This window comes from Longispora albida DSM 44784, assembly GCF_000379825.1.
In the GTDB taxonomy this organism is placed as follows: Bacteria; Actinomycetota; Actinomycetes; order Mycobacteriales; family Micromonosporaceae; genus Longispora; species Longispora albida.
In genome coordinates this window covers 45000-64008 of record NZ_KB903838.1, presented here as the reverse complement: position 1 = coordinate 64008, position 19009 = coordinate 45000, and the positions used below count along the sequence as shown (strand labels likewise).

Sequence of the window (19009 nt, the reverse complement as noted above, 5' to 3'; positions counted from 1 at the left end):
GCTTCCCATCTCCCTCGCGACATCAGAACGGGCATCAGTCCGTGAACGGCAGGTCCTGCTGGACGGCGAGCACCGTCCCCGTCTCCACGGTCAGCGGCACGCGCCCACCGGCCGAGGCCACGTACCCCGGTGGCCTGGCCCGGCCGCGCAGCTGCGGGTTGTCCAGGCTGAACGGGGCCGGCGGGATCGCGGCGCGCGGCACCCACTCGACCGGCAGGTCCCCGCACCAGTCGGCCGGGTCCGGTGCCGGGGTCTGGGCAGCGGGACGGGCCGAGATCTCCAGGTCGATCGCGATCGTGCTGTCCACGGGCGGCGGCAGCAGGCCGGTACCCGTCACCTCCAGCAGGAACTCGCCCCGGTCGTCGCCGTGCGCCCAGCCCACCGGCACGCCGCCCGGCCCGAAAGCTGTGACGCGTGGCCAGCGCACCGGCACACCGCCCCGGGTGATCCGCCCGCGTACACCTGTCGTCCCCGGCGCGAACGCCGACGACGGAGCCGGCAGCAGCCAGGACCGCAGCAGCCGCGAAGCGACCGGCACGAACGGCCCGGCCGGCGGAGTCTGGTCTGCGGCCTCCAGATCCGCGAGCGGCCACAGCAGCAGCTCGAAACGGCGGGGCACGAACTGCCGGGCCAGGTCGCCGGCGCGCAGCACGACCCGGCTCGGCAGCGAGGGCACCTGCCGCTGCCGGAACCGGCCGGGACCGCTGTACTCCAGGTCCGTGCACGGCCAGGCCAGCCGGCGGATGTCCGGCACGGACAGCTCCATCGGGACCTCACGGCCCACGCGCACCGGTACCTGAGCGAGCCTGCCCGTCCGGCCGTCGATCACCTCGACGCCCAGCGCCAGCCGGTGCAGGACCCGGGTGCCAGCGGTGATGGTCATGCCGGTACCCCGTTGAGCGAGGAGGCGACCGTCGCCACCGGGCTGGCGGCCGTCGTGCGCCTGCCGTGGATCCGGATCACCCGCGCGACATAGGGCAGCGAGAGACGGTAGTCCGTGGTCAGCGCCTGGAAAGCCTCACTCATCGAATCAAGAGCCAGTTCATCCGGTACCACCTGGAGCACGTCCCCCGGCTCCCACTCCCCGCTCGGGTGCAGGAGCGGGCCGGTGAGGATGCTCTCGGACTCCAGTACCTGAGCCGTGAGGCCCAGCCACTCCAGCTCGCTCTCCACGACGGTGTCCCACGCGGCGAACAGCAGGTGCATGCGCAGCGGGATCCTCGGTACCCCGTCGGTGCTCGCGACAGCCGACCAGCCGGCCCGGGTCTCGCGGTCGACGCTGATCCGGTAGCAGTAGACAGACACCGCCGGGTACCGGATGACGGCCGTCGCACTGCTGTTGACCTCGTCGAAGTCGTTGGTACCTGCCAGCACGGCCGCCGGGCGGCGCTGTCCGGCCGGGATCGCCTCGGCGAACCGCCTGTTCAGCAGGTCAACGATGCTGCGCCCGGCTGCCACCAGCGCGCGGTGTCCAGCCATGAGCCGATCCTGGTGCCGCCTCCGTCACCACATCGTCGCCGCCCCCATGATCGCGGGACCCCTCAAGTCGCTATGGCGACTTGAGGGGTCCCACACGAGCTGCGACAGTCCGGTGACATTGGCCCGGCGAGACTACCGGTGGCCTGCCCGGGAAGGGAGCACCGGAATGAGCGACAACCCGACGCAACAGACGCAGAAGCCGCCACCGGAGAAACCGCCGGAGACGGGGTGCGGGGACTGCCAGCCCGGCCTCATCGACTGCCTGAGGTGCCGGACGCAGGCCATCGCCAGGCAGGCCGAGTACAACGCCACGGCGCAGCCGGAACTGGAAGCCGCGCAGAAGGCCTACGAGGAGGCGCGCCGGGCCTACCGGGCCAAGCGCCGCGACGTCAGCCTGGAGGTGCAGGACCTCCGGCACGAGAACAAGCGGCTGCTCGACCGGCTGCGCTGCCTGATCAAACAGGAGAGCGTGGTGCGCTGCCTCGACGACGCCTGGTGCGAGATCGCCGGGGAGCTCGACACGTGCACCGGCACGCCGATCTGCTGCTCGGAGAAGGTGACACCAGCCCCGGAGGTGCCCGATGTGGACTGGGACTGTGGCGCGCCGCTCCTGACCGACGACGAGTACGAGGCCCTCGAAGCCGGCGCGACCGCCCACAGGAACCGGGCGGACAAGTTCAAGGCGTGCTTCGAGTCGCTGGTGAAGGAGCCGGAGGAACTCGGCAAGCGCGTGCAGGAGATCCGGGCCGCGATCGACGCGATCACGGCAGGCCTGGCCGCGGACTCCGCGACCGTCGACCTCAAGGAGCTGTACGCGAAGGCCCTGGTCGCCCGGCGCCACCTGCGCCTGGTGTGGAACGGCTTCAACGAGGCCAAGGACTACGCCGACTGCCTGTGCCGGACCCTGACCTGCTGGTCCTCGGCGAGCGCCGCGATCTCGAAGCTGCTCGGCCGGCTCGCCTTCGAGGAGTGCAGGCGGGCAGCGGACCAGGCCCGGTGCGAGGAACTGCGGAAGAACACGGTGGACCAGATCCTCACCCGGTACGAGAAGCTGTGCCCGCAGGACGACTGCGAGGGCGAGGACACGCCGGTCGACCCCGACTGCGAGAAACCGCCGCCCAAGCCGGACCAGACCGCTGAGTGAGGGCTGGCTCCACAGGGTGGTGGCGGCGAGGACGGGGCGTTCTAGGACGCCAGGCGCCACCGCTGGTTGCCGTTGCTGTTGCAGAACTCCAGGGTCACCTGCTGCCCGGCACCGTTGTTGACCACGCACCGGTTGCTGGTGCCCGCCATGATCTGCCCCGTCGAGGAGTTGAAGGTCCAGTCGTAGTCGCCGAACGAGATGGGCGCGCCGAGCTTGATGCTTCCGGTGTAGTCCTGCTGCATCTGGAGGCTCTGGGCGCTCTTCGGCGTGACGCTCTTGAAGTGGTTGCCCTCCAGGACGACGAAGGCCCAGCGCTGGCCGGTCTCGTTCCGCCAGGACTGCGCCATGACCGGCGTACCGTCCCCGGTACCGGACACGGTCAGCACACTGCCGTCCATTGTGGAGATGATCGCCGCGCTGGACGGGTTGAACGCCCCGGACGGCGGGCCGGCCGGGGGCTGGGGCTGGTTCGGGGTCGGCTGCGGTGCCGTGCCGCCCCCGCCGCCCCCGCCGGGAGGCGTCCCGGTACCGGTGCCAGTGCCGGAACCGCTCCCGGTGCCGGTACCCGAGCCGCTGCCGTTACCTGTCCCGGTCCCTGTTCCCGTCCCGGTGCCGGTGCCCGGTGCCGTGCCGCCTCCGGTGGACGGGCCCGTGCCCGCGCCGTTGCCCGCGACGGGTGTCGAGCCGGGCTGCGGGCTGGCCGCCGTACTGCCTGAGCCCGCAGCGTTGGGAACACCCGTCGTCACGCTCTCCGCCCGGCTGTTCGTGCTGGGCTGGCCGCTGCCCGAAGGCCCGGCCTGGTGCCCTTCGCCCTTGCCGCGCTGGCCGAGCCACTGACCGGCCAGCAGCGCACCGGCCAGCGCCACGACGAGGGCGGTCACCCCGGCCACGACCAGAATCCGGCGCCTGGCCGGACCTGCGGCTGCCGGAGGAGCTGGCGGCGGTGGCGGCAGCGGGACGTTGATGACCGCCTGGGTCGGAACGGCTTCGGTCGGGCTGGAGCTGACCGTCTGCCCGGCGGTACCTTCCAGCGCCCGGGTCGTGGCGAGCACCGGCCGCATGCCGGTCAGCGCGCTGGCCAGCCCGGCGGGCATCCACCCGGCGGCCTCACCACCCCGGCGGGCCTTCGCGTACCCGGCGATCACGTCGTCCGGGCTCGGCCGGTCGGCCGGGTCCTTCGCGAGGCACGCGGCGGCCAGCTCACGCAGCGCGGCGTCGGGTACCTTGCCGAGGTCCGGCTCACCCTGCGTGATCTTGTAGATCAGCTCGGCCTCGCTCGGCGCGCGGAACGGTGGCGCACCGGTCGCCGCGAACGCGATCACCGAGCCGAGCGCGAAGACGTCGGTGGCCGGGCCGGGATCCTCGCCGCGTAACTGCTCCGGGGCCATGTAGGCCGGGGTGCCCATCCGGACGCCGGTCTGGGTCAGGCCGTCCTGGACACCCTCGGCGCGGGCGATGCCGAAGTCGATGACGCGCGGCCCGTCGGAGGCGAGCAGGACGTTGCCGGGCTTGAGGTCGCGGTGGGTGATCCCGGCGGCGTGGATGGCCTTCAGCGCCTCGGCGATACCTGCGGCCAGCCGCCACACGCCCTGGGCTGGGAAGACCCCGTGCTTGCTGACCGCGACCGCCAGCGTCGGGCCGGGGACGAAGGCCGTGGCGAGCCAGGGCCGGGTGGCCTCGGCGTCGTGGCCCAGCACCGGGGCGGTGAAGATCCCGCTGACCTTCGCCGCGATGGCCGCCTCCCTGGCGAACCTGCTGCGGAACGCCGGATCCCTGGCGAACGGGTCCTTGACCATCTTGACCGCGACGGGCCGCCCTGCGGGGGTGACGCCGAGATACACCCGGCCCATCCCGCCCTCGCCGATCCGGCCGAGCAGCCGGATGTCCCCGGCGGCCGTCGGCTCGAAGTCGTCGATCGGCGTCAGCTCGACGCCGAGCTCGGGAAGGGTGGGGACCACGTCGTGCGCGTCCTCGGTCATCCGTTGTCCTGTCGTCGGTCCGGCGTTTGCCCAGGCGGCGGCTCCAGCCCGCCGGCAGTGCCCCGGAGCCTATCCCCCGGCGGCAAGCCGCTGCCGGGCACACCATCCACTGTGTACCCTGCGGCGATACTAATCGATTGTGGTGGATATCCGGCCGGGCTCGGCGACCTCCGCGTACACGCCGAAGCACGCCGCCCGGCCGAGCCCGGCCAGTTCCCGGCGATAGTGCCTGGCCAGGAGGCCGAGGAGGCCCGGGTCGGCTGGCGCGCCGGGGTGGCTGGCGCCGGGGATCGCGCAGCGCGGCGTCGGGTACACGACCCGGAGCAGGGCCTCGCCGACGCGCAGTTCCGTACCGGGCTCCGGATCGCCCGGCAGGTCGAGGACCAGGTTGGGCCGGAAGCGGATCGCGGGAACGGCGGCACCGGCCAGCCCGGACAGTGCGGCCAGCGCACCGGTCGTGACCAGGTGCACCGCACCGAAGTCCACGAACCGGCCGCCCGGCTTCGCCCCGCCGATCTGCGTGACCAGCTCGTCACCGGGCGCGGCCCCGGCCATCCACTCCGGGACCATGCCCTCGTCGCCGGGCATCAGCCGGTGCAGCCGCGCCCCCTCCGGCACGGTCCGGGTGAGCCGCACATCCCGCCCGAGGTACTGGCTCAGCGCGGCATCCGTACCGGGCTCGCCAGCCACGTGGGACTGTCCACTGAGCTGGACCAGCGTGTCCTCACCGGCCGTGCTGACCCCGACGTGGAGCAGGCCGCCCCAGCGCCGGGGCAGCTTGGCGCTGGCGATCGTGCCGTCTGCCGCGTCGGCGCACGCCCAGCGCCGGTCGCCCGGCAGGCCGGCGGCGTCCAGCGCGGCCTCGGTGAGCGTTTCCGGGCGGGCGCTCTTCACCGGGTACCGGAAAATGCTCTTGATCATGAAGGCAGCCTAGCCGCCCCGGAGCGAGCGCTCAGCAGCCGATCGGCAGCGGGTCAGCTCCGGAGAGGTTGCGGATCGCGGCCTCGCCGGTGGCACGCAGCGTCGGGAACAACTCGTAGGAGTTGATGGTGCTCAGATACTGGCCGTCGATCCGGTGGACCGGCAGGCGGTGGCCGTCGATGAAGACGTTGTGGCAGAGCCGGGCGTCTCCGGTGCCACGGTCGTTGAGCACGAGCAGGTGGCGGCCCTCGTAGACGGCCGAGTAGACCCGCGGCTCGCCGGGCGCGGCGTGCCCGGTGCCGGGAGCGCCGAGCACCGCCGCGGCCGCGAGCGCGACCACAGCGGTGCCGGTCCGGTAGGTGCGGCCAGCCATGTTTACCTCCACAGATAGACGTCTATTGTGGAGAGTCTGATCGATGGCCGTCACCCAATCAAGATCTAGAAAATGCTGACGTTGTACCTGCCGAGCGCCTCGGTCACCGGCTGGTAGAACGTCGTGCCACCCGACTGGCAGTTGCCGCTGCCGCCCGAGGTCAGGCCGAGCGCCTTGCTGCCGTCGTAGAGCGGGCCGCCGCTGTCGCCGCCCTCGGCGCAGACGTTGGTCCGGATCATGCCCTTGACCGTGCCACCACCGGAGTAGTGGACGGTCGCGTTCAGGCCGGTTACCGTGCCGCTCTTCGTACCGGTGGTGCTGCCGGTGCGCTTCACGGACTCGCCGACGAAGGCCTCGGCTGCGGAGGCGATGTCCTGCCCGCCGACCGTGCCGCTGATCGTGATGCTGGTGTTCGTGTAGCGGACGATGCCGTAGTCGTTGCCGGGGAAGCTGCCGCCGGCCGTGTCACCCAGCTTCGTGCGGTGCTGGCCGTCGGAGAACCACTCGCCAGCGATGTCGGTGCAGTGCCCGGCGGTGAGGAAGGAGTACGTCGTGCCACTGCGGACGTTGAAGCCGAGCGAGCAGCGGTACTGCCCGCCGTAGATCGCGTCCCCGCCGGAGGTCAGCGTGGTGATCGGCCCCGGCAGCCATGCGGTCGTGGCCGCGCCGCCGGAGCGGGCGACGGCGTCGAGTACCTTGGCGAGCCGCTGGCCGCTCAGCGCCGGGTCGAGCTCGACCAGGAGCCGGCTGCCCGCCACGTCGACGGACCACGCGGTGCCGGCCACGCCCGGGTCGAGGGTCGCGGCGAGCGAGTTCAGGGTGTGCGTGCTGCGCCCGACGATCCGGGCCTGCCCGCCAGCGGCCCGGACAGCGCTGGCTGCGGCGGCATCGGTGACGTTGACGATGAGCTGGCCTGAAGCGTCCCGGTACACGCCGGCGGTGCGGTGCTCGCCGAGACCGCTGGCGAGCGCCGCGAGACGCGAGCCGTCAGCCGGGGCTGCCTGGACCGGTGCCTGGACGGCGAAGGTGCCGGCCAGCAGGGTCGCTGCGAGGGTGACTGACAGGCGGCTTTTCGTGGATTCCATGAATCCTCCCAGGTCAGCGGCCACGCCGCCCCCGAAAGGCCGCAAGGTTCGTGCTGCCGATCGTCCAGTGCGGACAAGATCAGACGCAACAGTGAACGATGGACATTGACAGTTCTCGAATTATTGTGACGACCGTCACGCAAGAAGCGGGGCGAGGGTGAGCCCCAGGTGGAGCCGCAGCCGGTCCTCGCCGTCGGCCAGGTCAAGCCCCGTGACCTCCTGGATCCGGCCCAGCCGGTAGTAGAGGGTCTGCCGGTGCACGCCCAGCGCGGCTGCTGTCCGCTGCACGTTCCCGGCCTGCGCGAGGTACTCGCGGGCGGTCGCGGCGAGTACCGGGTCCTCGTGGGACAGCAGCCGGCGGACCGGCGCGTCGAGGACGGCGTCGCGGAGCTCACGGTGCGGGCCGCAGGCGAGCAGCCGGTACACGCCGGCCTCTGCCCAGCTCACCACCGGCCGCAGCGCCGGGACGTGCTCGGAGACCCGGATCGCCAGCCGGGCCTCCCGCCAGCTCTCCCTGGCCTGGAGCAGGTCGGGGCGCGGGATGCCGATCCCGGCCACGACGTGCTCGCGCTCGCCCGGGCCGAAACGCTCGGCGTACAGGTCGCGGGCCTGCCGGGCCACGTCCAGCGCCGTACCCGGCTGGGCGAGGAGCGTCACGTGGTCGAGGCTCGCGGCGGCGAGGGCCGAGCCGGGCAGCCGCCACAGGTTCATGGGGACGGTGCGCGGGGCGGCCGGCGCGACCGCGCGGAGCACGATCGCCACGACGGGCGCGTCCCGGTCGGCCAGGCCCAGCTCGGCGATCTCCTCGGCCGCCGAGGCCGCGGTGTCCGGGTCGGGTGACAGCAGGCTGAGCAGCCGGTCGCCGGCCTGTTCCCTGGCGCGGGCCTGCTGGGCCATGATCGCCCCGGCGCGGGCGGCGCTGTGCATCGCAGCGCCGAGCAGGGCGTCGTCCAGCTCATGGCGCTCGTCGAGCAGCCAGAGGTACCCGTACGTGACGCCGTTCCACCGGGCGGGCAGGCAGACCCGGGCCAGGATGCCGCGCCCGGGGTCGGCGGCCGTGCGGACCGGCCGGTCGCTGACAGCGATGCCGAACTGCTCGAACCAGGCCCGCACCTCCGGGGCCGAGCGGCGTTCGAGGATCGAGCGCTGCCGGATGGTGTCGATGCCGGCCCCCGGCTGCGCGCCGAACGCGACCAGGTTGAAATCGCGGTCCTCGAGGGTGGCCGGGGCGGCGACGAGCCGGGAGACCTGGTCGACGATGTCCTGGAGTTCGGGCAGCACGGTACAGATCATGCCAGGCCCGTTGAGCATCTGTACGAGAAACCCGGCGGGCCCTTGCGACATCTGGCTATGGTGCCGGGCCGCCAGGGGGCCTACGTTTCTGGCTGTTTGCTTGGATCATTACTGCTCAGGTGGAGTGCCGCATGTTCTCTCAGCCCCTCCTGATGGCCTCGCGCAGCGCGAAGATGCGCAAGGCCATCACCGCCATCCCGGTCACCCGCCGGGTGGTGGGCCGGTTCGTCGCCGGCGAGACCCTCCCCGAGGTCGTCGCCATCACCGAGGGGCTGCTCAGCGAGGACCTCACGGTCACGATCGACAACCTGGGCGAGGACACCCTGGACGTCGCCGACGCGATCGCCACCCGGGAGGCGTACGTCGCGCTGCTGTCCCGGCTCGCCGACCTCGGGCTGGGCCGCCGGGCCGAGGTCTCCCTCAAGCTGTCGGCGCTCGGCCAGTCGCTGCCGTCCGGAGCCGAGCAGGTCACCCTCGACAACGCGCTGGCGATCTGCCAGGCGGCCGAGAAGGCAGGCACCACGGTCACCATCGACATGGAGGACCACACCACCATCGACCGCACCCTCGGTACCGTGACCGAGCTGCGCCGCGACTTCCCGTGGGTGGGCGCGGTGCTCCAGTCGATGCTGCTGCGTACCGAGGCCGACTGCCGCGACCTGGCCACGGCCGGCTCGCGGATCCGGCTGGTGAAGGGCGCGTACCTGGAGCCGGAGTCGGTGGCCTTCCAGGACAAGAAGGACGTGGACCTCGCGTACGTCCGCTGCCTGCGCACCCTGATGCACTCCGAGGCGTACCCAATGCCGGCCACCCACGACCTGCGCATGATCGAGATCGGCCAGCAGCTCGCCGCCGACGCCGGCCGGGCGAAGGACAGCTACGAGTTCCAGATGCTGTACGGCATCCGGCCCGCCGAGCAGCGCCAGCTCTCCCGGGAGGGGCACACCGTCCGGGTGTACCTGCCGTACGGCACCGACTGGTACGGCTACTTCATGCGGCGGCTCGCCGAGCGCCCGGCCAACGTCGGGTTCTTCCTCCGCGCCCTGGTCAGCAAGTAGTGATCGTGGGACCCCTCATGTCGCCCCAGCAGCATGAGGGGTCCCACGTTTTCCTTGCCACCGGAAGCGTTGACCTAACCAGTACCGAGCCCTGATAAAGCGAGAACATCTCAAGTCTTTACCCGAGAGCCATCGACTGTTACAGATGTAACGGTGGTGTTACACCACCTACCCCTCTCGGCAAGGAGACTGTCATGAGACGTTCCATCGCCGTCGTGGGGGCTGCCATCCTGGGGGCGGGCTTCCTCGCCAGCCTCGCCCCATCCACATCGGTGGCCTCCCCGAACCCCTCACCAGAACAGCGGGCGATCTCCGCTGCCACCAGCGCGCTCCGCACCCAGGGCCCGCTGTTCGCCGCGTCCCCCGACGACGCGTACCAGGTCTTCCGGACGATCGTCGACCCGGATGGCTCCTCGCACGTCCGGTACAACCGCACCTACCGTGGCCTGCCGGTCCGTGGTGGCGACTTCGTCATCCACAACGCGCCCGGCGGGACCTTCCGCAGCGCCGGCAACGGGCTCGCCGCCCCGCTCGCCCTGAGCACCCAGCCCCGGGTGTCCTCCGGCGACGCGGCCACCGCGGCCAAGGGCACCTTCCGCGGCTCCGGCGCCAGCGTCGGCACGCCCTCGCTGATGGTCGACGCCACCGGCGGCACGGGCGTCCTCGCCTGGGAGACCGTCGTCAGCGGCATCGCGCCCGACGGCCAGACCCCGAGCAAGCTGCACGTCATCACCGACGCGCAGACCGGCGCGGTGCGCGGCTCGTTCGACGAGGTCAAGCACACCGCAGGCACAGCCAACACGATGTACACCGGCACCGTCACGATCGACACCACCGGCACCGGCCCGTACGAGCTCAAGGACCCGGTCCGGGGCAACGGCTACACCTGCGACATGAACAACGGCTCGTCGACCTGCTCGACGATGACCGACGCCGACAACGTCTGGGGCAACGGCCTGCCGGCCAACGACCAGACCGCGGCGGGCGACGCGCACTTCGGCGCCGCGAAGACCTACGACTACTTCAAGAACGTGCACGGCCGTAACGGCATCTTCGGCAACGGCGCTGGCGTGCCGAGCCGGGTGCACTACGGCAACGCGTACATCAACGCCTTCTGGGACGGCTCCCAGATGACCTACGGCGACGGCGCGGGCAACGCCAAGCCGCTCACGTCGATCGACGTGGCCGGCCACGAGATGGCGCACGGCGTCACCGAGGCCGTGGTCTCCGGCGGCCTGACCTACTCCGGCGAGTCGGGCGGCCTGAACGAGGCCACGTCCGACATCTTCGGCAACATGGTCGAGTTCTACGCGGCCAACGCCTCCGACCCGGGTGACTACCAGGTCGGCGAGAAGATCGACATCAACGGCAACGGCACGCCGCTGCGGTACATGTACAACCCGACGCTCGACGGTTCCTCGCACGGCTGCTGGTCGACCAGCACCCAGAACGTCGACGTGCACTACTCCTCCGGTGTCGCCAACCACTTCTTCTTCAACCTGGCAGAGGGCACCGGCAACACGCCGTACGGCAACTCCCCGATCTGTGGCTCCGCCTCGCCGGTCGTCGGCATCGGGCGCGCCAAGGCCGAGAAGATCTGGTGGCGCGCGCTGGACACGTACTTCACGTCCAACACCCGCTACGTCAGCACCACCACCCCGGCGAACACCTCCCGCGCGTACACCCTGAGCGCCGCGACCGACCTGCACGGGCTGTGCTCGGCCGAGTACAAGGCCGTCCAGGCGGCGTGGACCGCGGTGAACGTGGCCGGCAGCGACTCGCCGTGCCCGCTCGGCCAGGACTTCAACGTCTCGGCCACGCCGAACTCCGGTTCGGTGAACCCGGGTGGCTCCGTGACCACCACGATCGGCACGACCACGACGAACGGCGCCCCGCAGACGGTGAACCTGTCGGCGACCGGTGTCCCGGCCGGCGTGACCGTGACCTTCGTCCCGTCCTCCGTGACCTCCGGCAACTCGGCCACCGCGACGATCGCGACCACGGGCTCCGTGGCTCCGGGCGCGTACACGATCACGATGGTCGGCACCGGCACCACGGCCACGCGGACAGCGACCTACACGCTCACGGTGAACGGCCCGCCCGGCTGCTCCGGCAGCAACGGCACCGACGTGGCGATCCCTGACCTGTCCACCGTGTCCAGCACGATCGTGATCTCGGGCTGCGCCGGCAACGCCTCGGCCACGAGCACTGTCGAGGTGCACATCCTGCACACCTACATCGGCGACCTCGTGGTCAGCCTGGTCGCGCCGGACGGTACCGCCTACGTCCTGCACAACCGGGCCGGCGGCAGCGCCGACAACATCAACCAGACCTACACCGCCAACGTCTCCTCCGAGGTGGCGAACGGGGCCTGGAAGCTCCAGGTACAGGACGCGGCAGCCGCTGACGTCGGCACGATCGACAGCTGGACGCTGAACCTGGGCACCACGGGCGGCGGCTGCGCCCCGGCGACCAACGGCACCGACGTGGCGATCCCTGACCTGTCCACGGTGTCCAGCACGATCACCATCGCGGGCTGCGCCGGCAACGCCTCGTCGTCCAGCAAGGTCGAGGTGCACATCCTGCACACCTACATCGGCGACCTGGTCGTCAGCCTGGTCGCGCCGGACGGTACCGCCTACGTCCTGCACAACCGGGCCGGCGGCAGCGCCGACAACATCAACCAGACCTACACCGTCGACCTGTCCTCCGAGGTCAGGAACGGGGCCTGGAAGCTCCAGGTACAGGACGCGGCAGCCGCTGACGTCGGCACGATCGACTCCTGGACCCTGACGCTGTAAAAGCACCACCAGCAGTACCGGGCGGGGCTGTCACCACGGCCCCGCCCGTTCCCTGTCAGCGAAACCGGGTGGCGCGGCCCGGCCCGGGCGGGCAGGCTGCCGGGCATGACGAGTAGTGATCTCTGGGACGCCGGCCACGCGGAGCGGTACGACGAGGAAGCTGCGGACATGTTCGCGCCGGGCGTGCTCAGCCCGGCAGTGGACTTCCTGGCCCGGCTGGCAGGCTCCGGCCCTGCGCTGGAGTTCGCGATCGGGACGGGCCGGGTGGCGCTGCCCCTGGCCGCCCGGGGCGTCCCGGTGTCCGGGATCGAGCTGTCCCAGCCGATGGTGGGCCGGCTGCGCGCCAAGCCCGGCGGGCAGGACATCCCGGTGGCGATCGGCGACATGGCGACCACCCGGGTCCCCGGCCAGTTCTCCCTCGTGTACCTGGTCTTCAACAGCATCGGGAACCTGCGCACGCAGGAGGAGCAGGTCGAGTGCTTCCGGAACGCGGCCCGGCACCTGGCCCCCGGCGGGCGGTTCGTGATCGAGCTGTGGATCCCGGGTATCCGCAGGTTCCCGCCGGGGCAGACGGCTGTGCCGTTCGAGGTGAGTGAGCGGCACACCGGGTTCGACACGTACGACATGGCCACGCAGCAGGGCACCTCCCACCACTACACGCGGGGGGAGGACGGCCTGATGCGCTACGGCACGAGCAACTTCCGGTACATCTGGCCGGCGGAGTGCGATCTCATGGCCCAGCTGGCTGGGATGACCCTGGAGCGGCGGGTCGCTGACTGGGACGGCGCGCCGTTCACCGGGGACAGCGAGAGCCACGTGTCGGTCTGGCGGAAGCCGCTGGGTTAGGAATCCTCTTTCAGCTTGCGCCAGCCGCCGGCGCGGTTGTTCGCGATGATCTGCCGGAAGATCTCGCCGAGGGCCCGCATGTTGACCACTTCACCCTCGTGGATGGACACCATGCGGGCCGTCTTGTTGTCGTGGCCACCCGTGATGACACCTTCTGGGTCGGGCACGATCGCGCCGTCGTAGAGGAACACGTTCACGTGGGTCTTGGCGGCGAGCAGGGCGCAGACGTTGCCGTCGAGCACGAAGTACGGCAGCCTGGTGCGCTTGACCGTCTCGGTGACCTCCGGGTCGGTGGCGTGCACGAGGTCGCGGACCGCCTGGCAGATCTGCTGCTGCCAGGCGGGCAGGCTGAGGATGTATTCGTCCACGCGCGGATCAGTCTCGTAGGTCATGCTCTCATCCTGCGTCCGCGCGGCCCGCTCCGCCGATGATATTGACGACCATCTTGTTTTGACAGTGAGGAAGCCTTACCGTTCTGGCGCTGCGTCCCCCACGCCAGGAGCGTCCACTGTGGGCAAGGTCCGTCGAGCCACTCTCGCCGCAACCCTTATTTTCTGTGTACCCGGGCCGGCCGCGGCACTCCCGGCTCCCCCGGGCACGCCCTCCGAGTCCGTCGCCGACGCCTATCGCGTCACCCTCCTGTCCGGAGACTCGGTAGGCGTGACCGTCCTCAGCGACGGCCGGACGGTCACCACAGCCCGTCCAGGGCCCGGCCGCGACCACATCGGCTTCGTGACCCGTGCGCCGCGCGGCGGCCCGGTGACCGTGACGCCCGCCGACGCTGAGCAGCCCGTCGCCGCCGGCGTCCTCGACCCGAGACTCTTCGATGTCGCCCAGCTCCGCGCGGCCGGCGCGACCACGTCCACTCCCGTGATCGTGTCCGGCGTACCGGCAGCCGGGCAGGCCCGGCCCCTGGCGAGCCTGGGTGCCCAGGCGTACGCGGCACCGCCGGCCGGGCTCTGGCCGCAGCTCGCAGCGGGCGGGCCCGGCCGCGTCTGGCTCGACGGCCGGTCCCGGATCGCCGACGGCCCGAGCAACGGCCAGATCGGCGTACCGGCCGCGCGGGCCCGGGGCCTCACCGGCGCAGGCGTGACGGTCGCCGTCCTCGACACCGGGTACGACGCCGGGCATCCCGACCTCGCTGGCCGGGTGGCGGGCGCGCGGGACTTCACGGGCGCGCCACGCGGGACCGCCGACGGGCATGGGCACGGTACGCACGTGGCGTCCATCGTGGCGGGAGCCGGTGAGGCGTACCCGGGCGTGGCTCCGGGTGCGAACCTGCTGGTCGGCAAGGTGTGCGACGACGGCGGCATATGCCAGGACTCGGCCGTGATCGCCGGGATGGAGTGGGCGGCCGGGCAGGGTGCCCGGGTGGTCAACCTGAGCCTGACCGGTCAGCCGACGGACGGCACCGACCCGCTGTCGCAGGCCGTGAACCGGCTGTCGGCCGGTACCGGGCCGCTGTTCGTCGCGGCGGCCGGCAACACGGGCGGCCGGGCGATGGCCGGCACTCCGGCGACGGCGGACGCCGCGCTCGCGGTGGGCTCGGTGGGCCGGGACGACCGGCTCAGTTCCTTCTCCAGCCGGGGCCCGCGCGTGCGGGACGCGGCCGTCAAGCCCGACCTGACCGCGCCGGGCGAGGGCATCGTGGCGGCCCGGGCGGCGGGCACGTCGATGGGCGCACCGGTCAGCACACTGCACACGGCCGCCAGCGGCACGTCGATGGCGGCTCCGCACGTGACCGGCTCGGCGGCGCTGCTGGTACAGGCTCATCCGGGGTGGTCGGCGGCGCAGCTCAAGGCGGCGCTGGTGAGCACGGCGGTGCCGGACGGGCTGGACGCGTTCGGGCAGGGAGCTGGCCGCGTCGACATCGGCCGCGCTTCGTCCACAGTGGTGTATTCAGTCTCGGGCTCGGTGAGTTTCGGGACGATCGTGCGGCCGGGGGCTGGCGGGCTGCGCACAGCCGCGATCCGGTACCGCAACGACGGCACCGAGCCGGTTTCTCTGGTCCTCAGCGTCGCCGGCGTCGGGGCACCCGGGATGTTCCGGCTGAGCGAGGGCGCCGTGTTCGTACCGGCGCGTGGCGAGGCGAGTGCCCAGCTCATCCTCGACACCGGGCTGCTCGGGCCGGCCGGTGACCACAGCGCGCGGGTGGTGGCCAGCATGGACGGGCAGCCGGTGGTGCGGACAGCTGTGGGATTCACCGTGACCTCGCCGTACCACCAGGTCACCGTGCGGCTGATCGACCGGGACGGCAACCCGGCGGCGAGCGGCCTCGGGCAGAGCGTGAGCCTGTACGAGGACGAGACCGGGGCCACGCCGTCGGTCCACGTCCGGGACGGCGTGGGGACGGTGCTGCTGCCGGCCGGGCGGTACAGCGCGACGGCGTGGATCCGCACCCCGAAATCCGGGCAGCCGGGGAAGGCCGGAGCCGGGACGGTCGTCCATCAGGTACCGGTGCGGGTCGACGGGGACCGCGAGATCGTCCTCGACGCCCGGACCGGGAACCTGGTCTCGGTGACGACCGGGCAGCCGGACGCGGTCCAGCGGTACGCGAGCATGGATGTGCTGCTCACGTCGCGGGCCGGCACGTCGCTCACGATGAGCCTCGGGCTGAACGGCTCCGAGCCCGTGTACGCGGCCCCGGTGCGCGCCGACCGGCCGGGAAGCCTGACCGCCGGGTTCAGCACGATCCTGGTCAGCCCCGGCTCGGCGTACCACGTGGCGACGCCCTTCGGGGATGGTGTGCCCGCCGATCCGCGTATCCGGGTCACGGGCGGCGAACTGGGCCGGGTGGACTCCCGGTACCGGGCGCAGGGCAGGCCGGGGCTCGGCTCCCGGGGCGCCACGCCGTTCTACCTGCCGGGGCAGGCCGGGGCCAGCGGCGGGTACGCGACGCTGCCGTTGCCGGTGCGGCGGTCCGAGTACTACTCCCCCGGCGTCACCTGGTTCCGCACGCTGTACCAGCGCCCGGCGGGTCAGGCGGAGATGTCCACATTCGACGGTGAGGTGTCGGCTGTCCCGGTCCGGTACGCGGTGGGGAACGCAGGGACCGAGGAGTGGAACAAGGCCGGGTTCTGCCCGGAACTCCAGACGAGCGCGCTCAGCAACGGCGTGCTGCGCTTCGGGAACACGCTCCAGGTGATGCTGAACATGGTCGCGCCAGCCGAGGCCGGGCACAGCGCGAACAGCTACAACCAGTTCGGCTACCTGACCGGCACGACCACGCTGTCCCGCGACGGGACGATGGTCGGCAGCAGCGGCCTGGCCGGCTTCGGGCTGTTCACCCTGCCGCCGGAGCAGGGCCGGTACACGCTGGACATCAGCATGCGGCGGAGCAACGCCTGGTCGGAGCTGAGCAGCCGGGTGGACAGCCGGTGGACGTTCACGAGCGCGGCCGGCGGGCACCCGTCGCTGATGACGATCCGGCCGTCCGGGGACTTCGACGACCTGAACGGAGCCCCCGGATTCGCCTGGTTCCCGCTCGACCTGACCGTCGGGCACTCCCCGGCAGCCCAGCCGTCCGCCGTCCGCGAGGTGCGGGCCGCGATGTCCACGGACGACGGTGCGACGTGGCAGCAGGTGTGGGTGCTGGGCGGTACCGGATCGGCATGGCGCGCCGTGCTGTTCAACCCGAACGCCGGCACGGGTACCGGATATGTGTCCCTGAGGTTGTCGGCAGCCGACGTGAGCGGCGGCACCGTCGAGACCACCATCCACCGCGCCTACAAGCTGCGGTGAGACACGGCGAGGGGCGGCACGCCGGATGCGCGCCGCCCCTCGGCCGGCTAGTCCCGCAGGCCCGGGACCTCGATGACGATCAGCTCGGTGTCGTCGGGGCGGCCGGGGATCCGGCCGTCGTTGCCGGGGAAGTTGTTGTCGTTGGCGACGAGCACCTTGTCCCCGCCCAGCGGCAGCACCGTCTCGACGGACTGGAGCGGGAAGGAGAACAGCGAGCCGACGCCGTACTCACCCGGGCGGGCCGGGCCGGAGATCTCGCGCGGGTCGGCGATCCGCATCAGGTCCACGGCGTTGCGGCGCGGCAGGTAGCCGTTCGCGTCGGCCTGGTCCAGGTCGGTGACGACGAGCCGCTTGACCCGCGAGGCCGGGCCCATCGCGTTGTCCCGCTCGATGAAGACGAGCCGCCGGCCGTCGAGCACCGCCGCGTCGCCGACCACCAGGTCGGCACTGTCCACCCGCAGCGACCAGGTCTTCCCGGTGTACTTGTTCGCCCGCACGTCGAACTCGTACACGATCCGGCGGCGCTGGTCGGGGTCGTCGGTCTTCGGGCCCTCCAGGATCGGGTACAGCGTCCTGCCGTCGGTGCTCACCGCGAGCGCCTCGAAGCCACGGCTGCCCCGGACGGTGGGCGTCTCGCCCGGCTGGAGGTCCGGCGACTGCGGGGACTTCGCGCCGTCCGGCAGCGGGATCGGCGCCTGGAGCACCTTGCCGGCCGGGTCGGTCTTCACCAGGTACGGGCCGAACTCCTCGCCCAGCCACAGGTTCCCGTCGGCGTCGCGGGCCAGCGACTCGATGTCGAAGTCCGCGCCGGTCAGCAGCCGGTCGGGCCGGGTCAGGGCGAACGGCACCTTGTGGTCGGGGTCCCGGAACGAGACGAACCCGTTGATCTTCACCTCGTGCTGGTGGTAGCGCGGGGTGATGTCGTACGCGCGGAGCAGGAAGTCCGCCGAGTTGCCCTTCGCGCCGAACCCGTTGTCCGGCATGGCGAGCAGCCGGCCGTCCGGCAGCGGGATCGCGGCCGAGAAGCCCGGAATCGGCTGACCGGGGAACGGCGCGGTCACACCGTTGACTGGCGTCGCCGGCAGCTGCGTGCCAGAGACCGGGCCAGGCTGGTACGCGGTGGCGGAAAGAATCGCGCGGGACAGCAGGCGCGCCTCGTCGCGGAGCCGGACGCTCAGGGTGTACGTCCGGGTGATCTGCGTGGCCGAGCCGTTGTCGTCGGAGATCAGGTGCAGCTCACGGCGCCCGCCGGGCAGCTCGCGGCCGAGCGCCATGCCCTCGACGTTGTCCAGCAGCGGGTTGGGCTGCGGCTGCTTGGCCGTGGCACCGGAAGACGGGCAGGCGCCGAGGTCGAAGAGGAGTTCCTTGCCGGCGAAGGTACGCGGGTCGGTCACCCCGGCCAGCGACTCCACACCGGACACGTCGGGGATGCCGGTCAGCGAGACCCGGTACACCCGGACGGTGTTACCGGCACCCGGCGTGAAACCGCGCTCCAAGGCGAGCAGCTGTGTGCCGCCGAGCGCGACCAGCTCGACCAGGCCGAGGCCGGCGTCGGCCTCGTACGCGTACTGGCCAGCGAGGGCCTGGTCGCGATAGTGGACGATCCGCAGGCGGCCGGCACCGTCACCGGCGAGCGGGCCTTCCATGCCGGCGTAGATGTCCCGGCCGTTCGGGCTCTGGGCCAGCGCCTCGAACGTCTGGTTCCGGGTGGCCTGCCCGGCGGGCGCGACCCGGAACCGGTCCGGGACGGGCAGCTCGCCGACCTGCCGGCCATCACGCAGCCGGAACCGGCGGATCGCGGGCTCCGACTCGGAACTGGCCCACGCGTACCGGGCACTGGCGTCGACGATCAGCCCCTCGCCGTCGAAGTCCGCCCCGGTGAACGGCGTACCGTCCGGCCGGCTCAGCGTGATCAGGTCCTTGACGGCTGCGTGGCCAGGTGCGAGCGCCAGCTCGTACATCCGGGCCGGGGTGGTGCCGATGTTGTCGACCAGGGCGAAGGCCCGCTCACCTGGCCGGTTGAAGGCCACAGCCGACAGCCCGGACACCGCGGTGCCCTCGAAGACGGTCTTGTCGAGCTGGTCGGAGAAGCCGAGCAGCGCGGCATCCGGCGAGCAGGGCTGCCCGGCACCAGGCTTCACCGGCTGGGCGGCTGCCGGGGCGCCGGCCGCGAGCAGGACCAGGGTCGTGGCCGCCGCGGCGATCGGGAGGGCGCGCACGTGGTACCTCCGGGGTAGGTTTCCTTACTGACCCCCCGATCCAAGGCTGCCCAGCCGAACAGCAGGTGAA

Annotated in this window: 14 protein-coding genes; 5 read left to right on the top strand and 9 right to left on the bottom strand. The window is 71.8% G+C overall.

Features of this window, described 5'->3' with window-relative positions; genetic code table 11:
* Positions 1-34: 34 nt before the first annotated feature.
* Both A3G1_RS0130275 and A3G1_RS0130270 read right to left on the bottom strand, forming a co-directional pair.
* Positions 35-883, bottom strand: a complete 849-nt coding sequence (locus tag A3G1_RS0130275; RefSeq protein ID WP_018353258.1) for a hypothetical protein — start codon at positions 881-883, stop codon at positions 35-37.
* On the bottom strand, positions 880-1479 hold the full coding sequence (locus A3G1_RS0130270; protein WP_018353257.1) for a Pvc16 family protein: 600 nt from the start codon (positions 1477-1479) through the stop codon (positions 880-882). Before A3G1_RS0130270 ends, A3G1_RS0130275 begins: the two co-directional genes overlap by 4 nt.
* A 166-nt stretch (positions 1480-1645) precedes the next feature.
* On the opposite strand from A3G1_RS0130270, the gene A3G1_RS0130265 reads away from it, so the two are divergent.
* Entirely contained in the window at positions 1646-2623 is a 978-nt protein-coding gene (locus A3G1_RS0130265; protein WP_018353256.1) for a hypothetical protein, read from the top strand.
* A 41-nt stretch (positions 2624-2664) separates the two neighbouring features.
* Here A3G1_RS0130265 and A3G1_RS39200 read toward each other — a convergent pair whose 3' ends face one another.
* The 5 genes from A3G1_RS39200 to A3G1_RS0130240 form a co-directional block, all read right to left on the bottom strand.
* The gene (locus A3G1_RS39200; RefSeq protein WP_051110712.1) at positions 2665-4602 is read right to left on the bottom strand and encodes a serine/threonine protein kinase; all 1938 of its coding nucleotides are present in this window, start codon (positions 4600-4602) and stop codon (positions 2665-2667) included.
* Positions 4603-4731: 129 nt separating this feature from the next.
* Positions 4732-5523 carry an MOSC domain-containing protein gene (locus A3G1_RS0130255; protein ID WP_018353255.1) on the bottom strand — a complete coding sequence of 264 codons (792 nt, stop codon included), beginning with the start codon at positions 5521-5523 and terminating at the stop codon, positions 4732-4734.
* A 31-nt stretch (positions 5524-5554) separates the two neighbouring features.
* Entirely contained in the window at positions 5555-5896 is a 342-nt protein-coding gene (locus tag A3G1_RS37555) for a tyrosinase family oxidase copper chaperone (RefSeq protein ID WP_018353254.1), read from the bottom strand.
* A 65-nt stretch (positions 5897-5961) separates the two neighbouring features.
* Positions 5962-6981 carry a S1 family peptidase gene (locus A3G1_RS0130245; protein ID WP_018353253.1) on the bottom strand — a complete coding sequence of 340 codons (1020 nt, stop codon included), beginning with the start codon at positions 6979-6981 and terminating at the stop codon, positions 5962-5964.
* A 135-nt stretch (positions 6982-7116) separates the two neighbouring features.
* A complete protein-coding gene (locus tag A3G1_RS0130240; protein WP_211216411.1) occupies positions 7117-8325 on the bottom strand; it encodes a PucR family transcriptional regulator in 1209 nt (402 codons plus the stop codon).
* 80 nt (positions 8326-8405) lie between these two features.
* On the opposite strand from A3G1_RS0130240, the gene A3G1_RS0130235 reads away from it, so the two are divergent.
* From A3G1_RS0130235 to A3G1_RS0130225, 3 genes are all read left to right on the top strand, one after another.
* Positions 8406-9332, top strand: a complete 927-nt coding sequence (locus A3G1_RS0130235) for a proline dehydrogenase family protein (RefSeq protein ID WP_018353251.1) — start codon at positions 8406-8408, stop codon at positions 9330-9332.
* Positions 9333-9526: 194 nt separating this feature from the next.
* Positions 9527-12133, top strand: a complete 2607-nt coding sequence (locus A3G1_RS0130230) for a proprotein convertase P-domain-containing protein (protein WP_018353250.1) — start codon at positions 9527-9529, stop codon at positions 12131-12133.
* Positions 12134-12238: 105 nt separating this feature from the next.
* Positions 12239-12979 carry a class I SAM-dependent DNA methyltransferase gene (locus tag A3G1_RS0130225; protein ID WP_018353249.1) on the top strand — a complete coding sequence of 247 codons (741 nt, stop codon included), beginning with the start codon at positions 12239-12241 and terminating at the stop codon, positions 12977-12979.
* Here A3G1_RS0130225 and A3G1_RS0130220 read toward each other — a convergent pair.
* Positions 12976-13371, bottom strand: coding sequence for a DUF1801 domain-containing protein (locus A3G1_RS0130220; protein WP_018353248.1), 396 nt, complete (start codon positions 13369-13371; stop codon positions 12976-12978). The two genes, A3G1_RS0130225 and A3G1_RS0130220, sit on opposite strands and share 4 nt — an antisense overlap.
* A 118-nt stretch (positions 13372-13489) precedes the next feature.
* On the opposite strand from A3G1_RS0130220, the gene A3G1_RS0130215 reads away from it, so the two are divergent.
* The gene (locus A3G1_RS0130215) at positions 13490-16720 is read left to right on the top strand and encodes a S8 family peptidase (RefSeq protein WP_040480333.1); all 3231 of its coding nucleotides are present in this window, start codon (positions 13490-13492) and stop codon (positions 16718-16720) included.
* A 47-nt stretch (positions 16721-16767) separates the two neighbouring features.
* On the opposite strand, the gene A3G1_RS0130210 is transcribed toward A3G1_RS0130215, so the two are convergent.
* Positions 16768-18939 (bottom strand): esterase-like activity of phytase family protein, encoded by a 2172-nt coding sequence (locus A3G1_RS0130210; protein WP_018353246.1) that lies wholly within the window; start codon positions 18937-18939, stop codon positions 16768-16770.
* Positions 18940-19009 lie beyond the last annotated feature (70 nt).